Source organism: Streptomyces sp. NPDC060205, from assembly GCF_042728395.1.
In the GTDB taxonomy this organism is placed as follows: Bacteria; Actinomycetota; Actinomycetes; order Streptomycetales; family Streptomycetaceae; genus Streptomyces.
In genome coordinates this window covers 1-8526 of sequence record NZ_JBHWZP010000381.1, presented here as the reverse complement: position 1 = coordinate 8526, position 8526 = coordinate 1, and the positions used below count along the sequence as shown (strand labels likewise).

6 protein-coding genes are annotated in these 8526 nt (G+C 73.5%); 2 read left to right on the top strand and 4 right to left on the bottom strand.

Annotation, left to right across the window (positions count from 1 at the left end; translation table 11 throughout):
* Window positions 1-278: 278 nt before the first annotated feature.
* Together ACFWGJ_RS38480 and ACFWGJ_RS38475 are read right to left on the bottom strand one after the other, a co-directional pair.
* Entirely contained in the window at window positions 279-2657 is a 2379-nt protein-coding gene (locus ACFWGJ_RS38480) for a PQQ-binding-like beta-propeller repeat protein (protein WP_387333603.1), read from the bottom strand.
* Between the two features lie 342 nt (window positions 2658-2999).
* Entirely contained in the window at window positions 3000-3680 is a 681-nt protein-coding gene (locus tag ACFWGJ_RS38475) for a VOC family protein (protein ID WP_387333602.1), read from the bottom strand.
* Between the two features lie 886 nt (window positions 3681-4566).
* Between ACFWGJ_RS38475 and ACFWGJ_RS38470 the strand changes: the two genes are divergently transcribed.
* The gene (locus tag ACFWGJ_RS38470) at window positions 4567-5214 is read left to right on the top strand and encodes a TetR family transcriptional regulator (RefSeq protein ID WP_387333601.1); all 648 of its coding nucleotides are present in this window, start codon (window positions 4567-4569) and stop codon (window positions 5212-5214) included.
* 222 nt (window positions 5215-5436) lie between these two features.
* On the opposite strand, the gene ACFWGJ_RS38465 is transcribed toward ACFWGJ_RS38470, so the two are convergent.
* Window positions 5437-5958, bottom strand: coding sequence for a nitroreductase family deazaflavin-dependent oxidoreductase (locus tag ACFWGJ_RS38465; protein WP_387333600.1), 522 nt, complete (start codon window positions 5956-5958; stop codon window positions 5437-5439).
* On the bottom strand, window positions 5958-7169 hold the full coding sequence (locus ACFWGJ_RS38460; RefSeq protein WP_387333599.1) for an acyl-CoA dehydrogenase family protein: 1212 nt from the start codon (window positions 7167-7169) through the stop codon (window positions 5958-5960). The genes ACFWGJ_RS38465 and ACFWGJ_RS38460 overlap by 1 nt, the downstream gene beginning before the upstream one ends.
* Before the next feature lie 151 nt (window positions 7170-7320).
* Between ACFWGJ_RS38460 and ACFWGJ_RS38455 the strand changes: the two genes are divergently transcribed.
* A complete protein-coding gene (locus tag ACFWGJ_RS38455; RefSeq protein ID WP_387333604.1) occupies window positions 7321-8472 on the top strand; it encodes an acetyl-CoA acetyltransferase in 1152 nt (383 codons plus the stop codon).
* Window positions 8473-8526: the final 54 nt, after the last annotated feature.

The window sequence follows — 8526 nt, the reverse complement described above, 5'->3', positions numbered from 1 at the left end:
CCCCTGAAAAGCGGGGCTGCGCCCCGGCTTTGGTCTTTAGGGGCGCGGGGAACTGCGCGAGCAACCCCCACCGGCCCGCAGGCAAGACACGGGCGTCACCCCCACCCCCCAGGGGCGCGGGGAACGGCGCGACAAGCCCCCACCGGGCCGCGGGCAAGAAACCGGCCGGAGCCACCCCGCCCCTCAGGGGCGCGGGGAACTGCGCGGCCAGCCCCCGCCGGGCCGCGGGCGGGAACCGGCCGGGGCCGCGCGGGCCGCCGAGGCGGTGGAGCGCCGGTTCAAGAACGGGCCGTGCCCGTGCCCTTTTCCGCGTCCAGTGCGTACACGCACCGATCCTTGCTGCACGCGTACACCACCCCGTCCTTGACCACGGGAGACCCCGTGATCTCCCCACCGGTGGCGAGCTTCCAGCGCAACCGGCCGTCGTCCGCCTTCAGCGTGTACAGCAGGTGGTCCGTCGAGCCGAAGTGGATGCGGCCGTCGGCGACGGCAGGCGCCCCCACCAGGTCGCCGCCCGCCTGGAAGCGCCACTTGGGTGTGCCGGTGACCGCGTCCAGGGTGTAGAGCCCCTTGCCGCTGCCCACGTGGACGTGTCCCGCCGAGACGAGCACCGGGTCGATGGAGGACCGCGCCTCGGTCGCGATGCGCCACCGGTCACGGCCGTCGGTGGCGTCGAGCGCGTACACCGTGCCGAGGTAGTCGGCGAGGTACACCCCGCCCCCCGTGACGGCCGGCCCCGGCGCGAACGTGGGCGCGCTCAGGAACACCGCCGGCGCCTCGAAGTGCCAGCGCACATGCCCGCCGGCGATGTCGATGGCGAGGACGCGCGTCCCGGCGGACACGTACACGTATCCGTCGTCGGCGTGCGTGATCCGCACGGGCACGCCCCCGCAGGAGGCCGCGTCGCCGATCGGGTACGACCAGCGCTCGTCCCCCGTACGGGCTTCGAGCGCACGCAGCCGGGCGTCCTTCCAGACGTAGACCGTGCCGTCGTGGACGGCGGGACCGGCCTCCGGCGACTCGAAGTCCGTCTGGGCGCCGGTGATCTCCCAGAGCTTCTGCCCGTTGGCGGCCTCCCAGGCCTGTACGCCGCCGCCGCGCGTCCCGGTGACGACCGTGCCGCGGTCGGCCTTGAGGGAGTACACCCAGGCGTCGGTCGGCAGCCGCCACAGGTCGGTGCCCTCGCGGGCGTCGAGGGCGAAGAGCGTGGGCCCGTCGGAGGCGTGCACGCGCCCGTCGGCGACCGCCATCGACCAGGCGACGTCGCGCGTCTTGAAGCGCCGCCGCCCGGTGGCCACGTCCAGCGCGTGCACCTCGAAGGAGGTGACGTAGACGAGGTCGCCGGCGACGGAGGGCGTCCCCCACACGTCGTTCGACATCCGGAAGCGCCACGGCCGCCAGGAGGAGCCGCCGTCGGGCCCGGCGGGCGCGGGGACGGCCGCCACGGGTTCGGCGCCGTTCACACCGGGGCGCGAACGGGACCAGGCCGCCGCGAGTCCGGCCTCCGGAGGGGGCGCCTTCACGGCCGCCGCGCGGGCGTCGGCGACGCGCGGGCCGGGACCGATCGGCACCTGCGCACCGGCGAGCCGTACGGGTCCGGCGTCGGGCGCGCCACCCGGCCGGCCGACGCCCGCGCCGACGGGCATGCGCGGCGGCCCGGACGACGGCATGGGCGGGATCGGCGGGTCGTGCGGCGGCGGGGGCGGCACCACGGCCACCCCGCGTCCGCCGCTGCGGCCGGACGAGGGCTTCGGGGCGGGGCGACCGCCGCGCCGCGTCTCGATGAGGCTGACGGCCCGCTCGGGCAGCCACGCGGACGCGGTACCGCTGTCGTCGGAGCCGGAGCCGAAGAGGTGGGGTGCCAGCTGCGCCTGGAGGTCGGCCGGGTTGGGGCGGGCCGTCGCGTCCATCTGCATGCAGGACTCGATCAGCGGACGCAGCTCGTCGGGGAGCCCTTCGAGGTCCGGGCCCTCCCTGAGGAGCATGAAGACGGTCTCGACGGGGTTCGCGCCGTGGAAGGGCGCGTGGCCGGTGGCGGCGAAGACGAGCATCGAGCCGAGCGAGAAGACGTCGCTAGCGCCGGTGACGCTGCGGGAGTCCTTCGCCTGCTCGGGTGACATGTAGGCGGGCGTGCCGACGGCGACGTTCGTCATCGTCAAACGCGTGTTCGAGACACCGGAGGCGATGCCGAAGTCGATGACGCGCGGCCCGTCCTCGACGACGAGGACGTTCGACGGCTTCAGGTCGCGGTGGACGAGACCGGCGCCGTGGATGGACTGCAGGGCCTCGGCGACGCCCGCGGCGAGCCAGCGGACCGCCTGGGCCGGCATGGGCCCGCACTCGGTCACTATCTCTTCGAGGGAGGGCGCGGGCACGTACGCGGTGGCCAGCCAGGGCACGGCCGCGCGCGCGTCGGCGTCGACGACGGCCGCCGTGTAGAAGCCGGAGACGGCACGCGCCGCCTCGACCTCGCGCGAGAAGCGGACGCGGAACAGCTGGTCCTCGGCGAGCTCGGTCCTGACCGTCTTGATCGCCACGCGCCGGCCGGAGGCCGAGCGCGCGAGATAGACCAGCCCCATGCCGCCGGCTCCCAGCCGTCCCAGCACCTCGAACGGCCCGATCCGCCGCGGATCGTGCTGTGTCAGCTGATCCACCACTTGCCTGCCACCTCCCCGTACGCGGCCGCGCTTCCAGCCACCGCTCCAGCCGCAGCATCGCCACTGCGCAGCGTCTCACCACCGAACCGCTCCGGCGGCACGCACCCCGATTCTTCCTGTCCTGCGCTCCGGTTGCGAACCCGGGACCCATTCGGGATGTCTCCCACTATTCCCGGGCAAACACCCCGCCTCCCCCTTGCTTTTCAACGTCGGGCGGGGCTTTTCGGTGCCTTTCAGAGCTTCCCGCAGGGGTTTCAGCCGTGGAGCATCGCCCATTTCAGCGGCGCAGAAACCTGAAATTGAGCGCTGGAGCACGGCTCGTCCCCCATCGTGGACGCCTCATCACCCGTCCCGGCGCTCCAGCAGCGCGAAGGACGCCCCCTGATTGTCGCTGACGACGGCCACCCGCCCGTACGAGGTGTCGAACGGCGGTGCCTGGACCCGGCCGCCGAGCCTCACCACCGCGCCGAGCGCGGCTTCGCAGTCCTGGACGGCGAAGTGCACGAGGAAATGGGGCGGCATCTCGGCGGGGAAGACGTCGGAAATGTGGGCGCGGCCGAATTCCCGGGTGGCGCCCGGCCCGAAGAGGGCGTCGCGGAAGAGACCGGGATAGAAGGCGTCGGCGGTGGCCGTGTCCCGTGAGTACAGCTCCACCCAGCTGAAGGTGCCCGTCCCGCGTCTGCTGCCGAAGCCGGGGTGCGTACCGGCCTGCCAGAGCCCGAAGACCGCGCCCTCGGGGTCGGCGGCGAGGGCTCCGACCCCGTACGGGCCCACCGGCACGGGGGTCGTGACGATCTGGCCGCCGCCCTTGCGGATACGGTCGGCCATGTCCTGGGCGTCCGGGGTGGCGAAGTAGACCGTCCAGACGGTGGGCATCCGCCCGTCCCGCTTGGGCACGAGGGCGGCAACGGCCTCCCCACCGAGCCGGGCCCGCACGGCACCCGCGTACGGGCTGTCCCCCCACTGAGCACCCTCCCCCCGGGCCCCGGCCGTGTCCCCGGCCCCGGTCCTGTCCCCGGCCACCCCCTGGGCCCCGGCCCCGGCCCTGATTCCGTCCCCGGCCTCGGTCCCGGTCCCGGCCTCGGAGGGGGCGGTGCCCTCCGATGAGCCGGCAGCCGACGACGGGCCGGCAGCCCTCGTCGGGCCGCCAGCGGCTGACGGCCCGACGGGGGCCGTGGGGCCTGTGAGGCCCTCGGAGTCTGCGGAACCTGCGCGGTCGGCAGGGCCGGCGGAGTCAGCAGGACTTGCGGGGCCCGCAGGCCCGGCGGGGCCCGCAGGTTTGGCGGGGCTCGCGGAGCCAGTCGGGGCTGCGAGGGCCGCAGGGTCCGCGGGGTCGGCCGGACGTGCGGAGCCCGCAGGCCCAGCGGAGCCTGCGGGACCCGCGAGGCCGGCAGGGCCAGCGGAGTCGGCGGGCCCTGCGAGGCCCGCAGACCCGGCGGCGCCCGCGGAGTCAGCCGGGCCTGCGAAGCTGGCGGGACCTGCGAGGTCCGCAGGGTCCGCAGGACTTGCGGAGCCCGCAGGTCCAGCGGAGCCAGCGGGGCCAGCAGACCCGGCGGGGCCAGCGGAGTCGGCGGGTCCTGCGGAGTCCGCAGACCCGGCGGGGCCCACGGAGTCAGCCGGGCCCGCAAGGTCCGCCGGGCCTGCAAGATCCGCCGGGTCCGCGGAGTCGAAGGTCCAGCCGAACAGTCCGCCATAGAAACGCTTGCCCGCCTCGACGTCCGGCAGCTGGGCGTCGATCCAGCAGGGGACGCCCTCGGCGAACGCGGCAGAGTCAGATCCAGCCATGCGGCCAAGCTAACGGCGTTCCACGCATCCCGCAGAGCGGGCGCCTCCAGCACCCCGCAGGTCCGCGCACCCCATTTGCAGTCGGCCGAATCGCGCTCCGATCACCCCTCGGTAAGCTGACGGCATGACAGGACAAGTGCGTACCGTCGACGGCCGTGTGGCCGGTCGGCGCGGGCAGGCGACGCGGCAGAAGCTGCTCGACTGCCTCAGCGAGATGCTCAGCTCCTCGCCCTACCGCGACGTCAAAGTCATCGACGTCGCCCGGAAGGCGGGCACTTCACCGGCCACCTTCTACCAGTACTTCCCGGACGTCGAAGGTGCCGTCCTGGAGATCGCCGAGCAAATGGCGGCCGAGGGAGCCGGGTTGACCGAGCTCCTCGAAGGACGCTCCTGGGTCGGCAAGGCGGGCTGGCAGACCGCGCAGGAACTCGTGGACGGTTTCCTTGAGTTCTGGCGCAAAAACGATGCCATCCTCCGGGTCGTCGACCTGGGCGCCGCCGAGGGCGACAAACGCTTCTACAAGATCCGTATGAAGATCCTCAACTCCGTGAACAACTCCCTCACGGACACGGTCAAGGAGCTCCAGGCCAAGGGCAAGGTCGACAAGGACGTCAGCCCCGCGGCCATGGCGGGCTCCCTCGTGGCGATGCTCGCGGCGGTGGCCTCGCACCAGAAGGGCTTCCAGACGTGGGGCGTCAAGCAGGCTGAACTGAAGCCGAACCTGGCACTGCTGGTGCACCTGGGTGTGACGGGCAAGAAGCCGACCAGGTAGGCCGCCCAGGCGTTCCCCACGTTTCCAGCTCGCCGCTTCCAGGCCCATGTCCTGTCACACAGGCGGCAGTTCACCCCGAAGGCATCCCCGGCGGACTCCTCGGTGGATTCCCTGGTGGATTCCCTGGTGGACTGCCGCCTGTCGCGCTCCCGGGCCCTGCCCCGGGCCGAGGCCCAGGCCCAGATTCAGCCCAGAAGCAGCCCAGATTCAGGCCCGCACCCGTCACCTCCGTACGATCCGGAACAGCCGGATCTCCCGCTCCACCCGCGCCTGGTACGTCGCGTACGGCGGCCAGAACTCCAGCAGCGCCCGCCACACCGCGTCCCGTTCCGCACCGGCCAGCAGGCGGGCGGTCACCGGGATGTCCCCGCCCTTCCAGTTGATCTCCGCGTCCGGGTGGGCGAGCAGATTGGCGGTCCAGGCGGGATGGTCCGTACGCCCGAAGTTGGACCCGATGAGAATCCAGCTCCCGGCCGTACCCCCGTCCGCGCCCTCCCCGGTACGGCCCTCCGGCATGCAGGCCAGCGGTGTACGCCTCGGCAGCCCGCTCCTCGCGCCCCGCGCCGTGAGGATGACCCCGGGCAGCATCTGGGCGCTGAGCAGCACCTTTCCGCGCGTGAGCCGGTGCACGGCACGGTCGAGGGCCGGTACCACGTGCGGCGCGACCTTGGCGAAGCCCCGGGTCGAGGACACCTTCTGCACCAGCCGCACCCCGGGCCGCCGGGACGACGGGGACGTGGTCATCACACCAGCACCTCCCCGCCGCCGAACAGCCGCGCCTCCTGGGCCGCGTACGCGCGCAGCCGGTGCACCGGTCCGAAGAGCAGTTCGTCGCCGGCCGCGCGCTTGAAGTACAGCTGCGCCTCGTGCTCCCAGGTGAACCCGATCCCGCCGTGCAGCTGAACGGCCTCCGAAGCGCACACGCGCAGCGCCTCCAGGGCCTGCGCGAGCGCGAGTCCGCCGACCCGCTCGCGGCCCTCGACGGTCGCCCAGGCCGCGTAGTAGGCGGCGGAACGCGCGCCCTGGACCTGTACGTAGAGGTCGGCGAGCCGGTGCTTCACCGCCTGGAACGACCCGATCGCCCGCCCGAACTGCTCACGCTGCTTGACGTACTCCACGGTCCGTTCCAGTACGCGGTCGGCGCCGCCGACGGCCTCCGCGGCGAGGACGGCGGCGGCCGAGTCCCCCACGCGCGCGAGGACCCCACCGACGTCCGCGTCCGCGCCCTCCGGGTCGCCCAGCAACTCGGCCTCGACATGCCGGAACTGGATCCGGCTCTGCGAGCGGGTCTCGTCGAGGGAGGTCTGCCGTACGCGGGTCGCGCCCTCCCCCGCGTGCTCCCGCAGGTCCTCCCGCACGAGGAAGAGGAGGGTGCGCGAGCGGGCGAAGCCGCCGGTGTGCGCGGCCACGACCAGCAGATCCGCGCTGTGCCCGTCGAGCACCTGGTCGGCCTCCCCGTACAGCCGCCATCCGCCGTCGGTCCGCCGCGCCTGTACGCCGCCGGCCCGTCCGCCGCCCGCCCAGTCGCCGCGGTTGCCGCCGGTCAGGCCGAGGGCGGTGGTCAGCGCCGCCGCCGGTACGACGAGGGCGGCGGTGAGTTCGCCGGCGGCGATACGGGGCAGCAGGGCGGCGCGCTGGCCCGCGCCGCCGAGACCGAGCACGAGGGGCGCGCCGAACACGGCGGTGGCGAGGAGCGGTGACGGGGCGAGGGCCCGCCCCATCTCCTCCGCTGCCAGGGCCAGTTCGGTGGTCGTGCACCCCACTCCCCCGTACGCCTCGGGAAGGGCGAGGCCGGGCAGGCCGAGCTGCTGGGCGAGGGTCTCCCAGAGGCCGGGGTCGTAACCGTCGGCGGTCCGCACCGCGGCCCTGACCTCCTCCGGGCCACAGCGTTTGAGGAGCAGCTCACGGAGGGTGCGGCGGATCTCGTCCTGTTCCGCGGTGAAGGTGGCGTCCATCGGCGGGCTCCTCCCCGGGCCGGGTGTCCGGCGTCCGGTTCCCTGATCTGACGGGCCGTCATGTTAGAGCGGCGGCAGACAGATGCCCAGGGCCACGACAGCACCGCACCTCTTCCGCTCCCCCGCATCTGATGTACCGTCAGATTCCATGATGACCCCGTCCGGTAACCGCAAGGTGGCAGTCGTCGGCGTGGCGCTCTCCGACTGCGGGCGCGTGGACGAGACGACGCCGTACGCGCTGCACGCCCAGGCCGCCCGCCGGGCCCTCGCCGATTCGGGCCTGGACCGGTCGGTGATCGACGGTCTCGCCTCGGCGGGCCTCGGCACGCTGGCGCCGGCCGAGGTGGCGGAGTACCTGGGCCTGCGCCCGACCTGGGTCGACTCCACGTCCGTGGGCGGATCGACGTGGGAGGTCATGGCGGCGCACGCGGCCGACGCGATAGCGGCGGGGCACGCCAACGCCGTCCTGCTGGTGTACGGGTCCACCGCCCGCGCGGACATCAAGGCGGGCCGCCGCACCGGCAACCTCTCCTTCGGCGCGCGGGGGCCACTGCAGTTCGAGGTTCCGTACGGGCACGCGCTCATCGCCAAGTACGCGATGGCCGCGCGGCGCCACATGCACGAGTACGGCACCACGCTGGAGCAGTTGGCGGCGGTGGCGGTGCAGGCGCGGCAGAACGCGGCGCTCAATCCGGAGGCGATGTTCCGCGACCCGATCACGGTCGACGACGTCCTGTCGGGCCCGATGATCGCGGACCCCTTCACCAAGCTGCACTGCTGTCTGCGGTCGGACGGCGGGGCGGCGGTCCTGCTGGTGGCGCAGGAGTACGTACGCGACTGCCGTACGGCCCCCGTCTGGGTCCTCGGCACCGGCGAGCACGTCTCGCACACGACGATGTCCGAATGGCCCGACTTCACGGTGTCGCCGGCGGCGGTGAGCGGGCGGATCGCGTTCGGCCGGGCGGGAGTTCGGCCGGGCGACGTCGATCTCGCGCAGATCTACGACGCGTTCACGTACATGACGCTCGTGACCCTGGAGGATCTCGGCTTCTGCGCGAAGGGGGAGGGGGGTGCGTTCGTGGAGAAGGGGCGGCTGCCGGTCAACACGGACGGGGGCGGCCTGTCGGGCCAGCATCCCGGAATGCGGGGGTTGTTCCTCCTGGTGGAGGCGGTACGGCAGCTCCGCGGCGAGTGCGGGGCCCGTCAGGTCCACCGCCCCGACGGCACCCTGCCGGAACTGGCGGTCGCGTCGGGGACGGGGGGTTGGTTCTGCTCGTCGGCCACAGTGGTACTGGCCCGCTAGTCCGACCGCGCCCGCCTAGACACGCTTGCGCAGTTCCCCGCGCCCCTGAGGCGG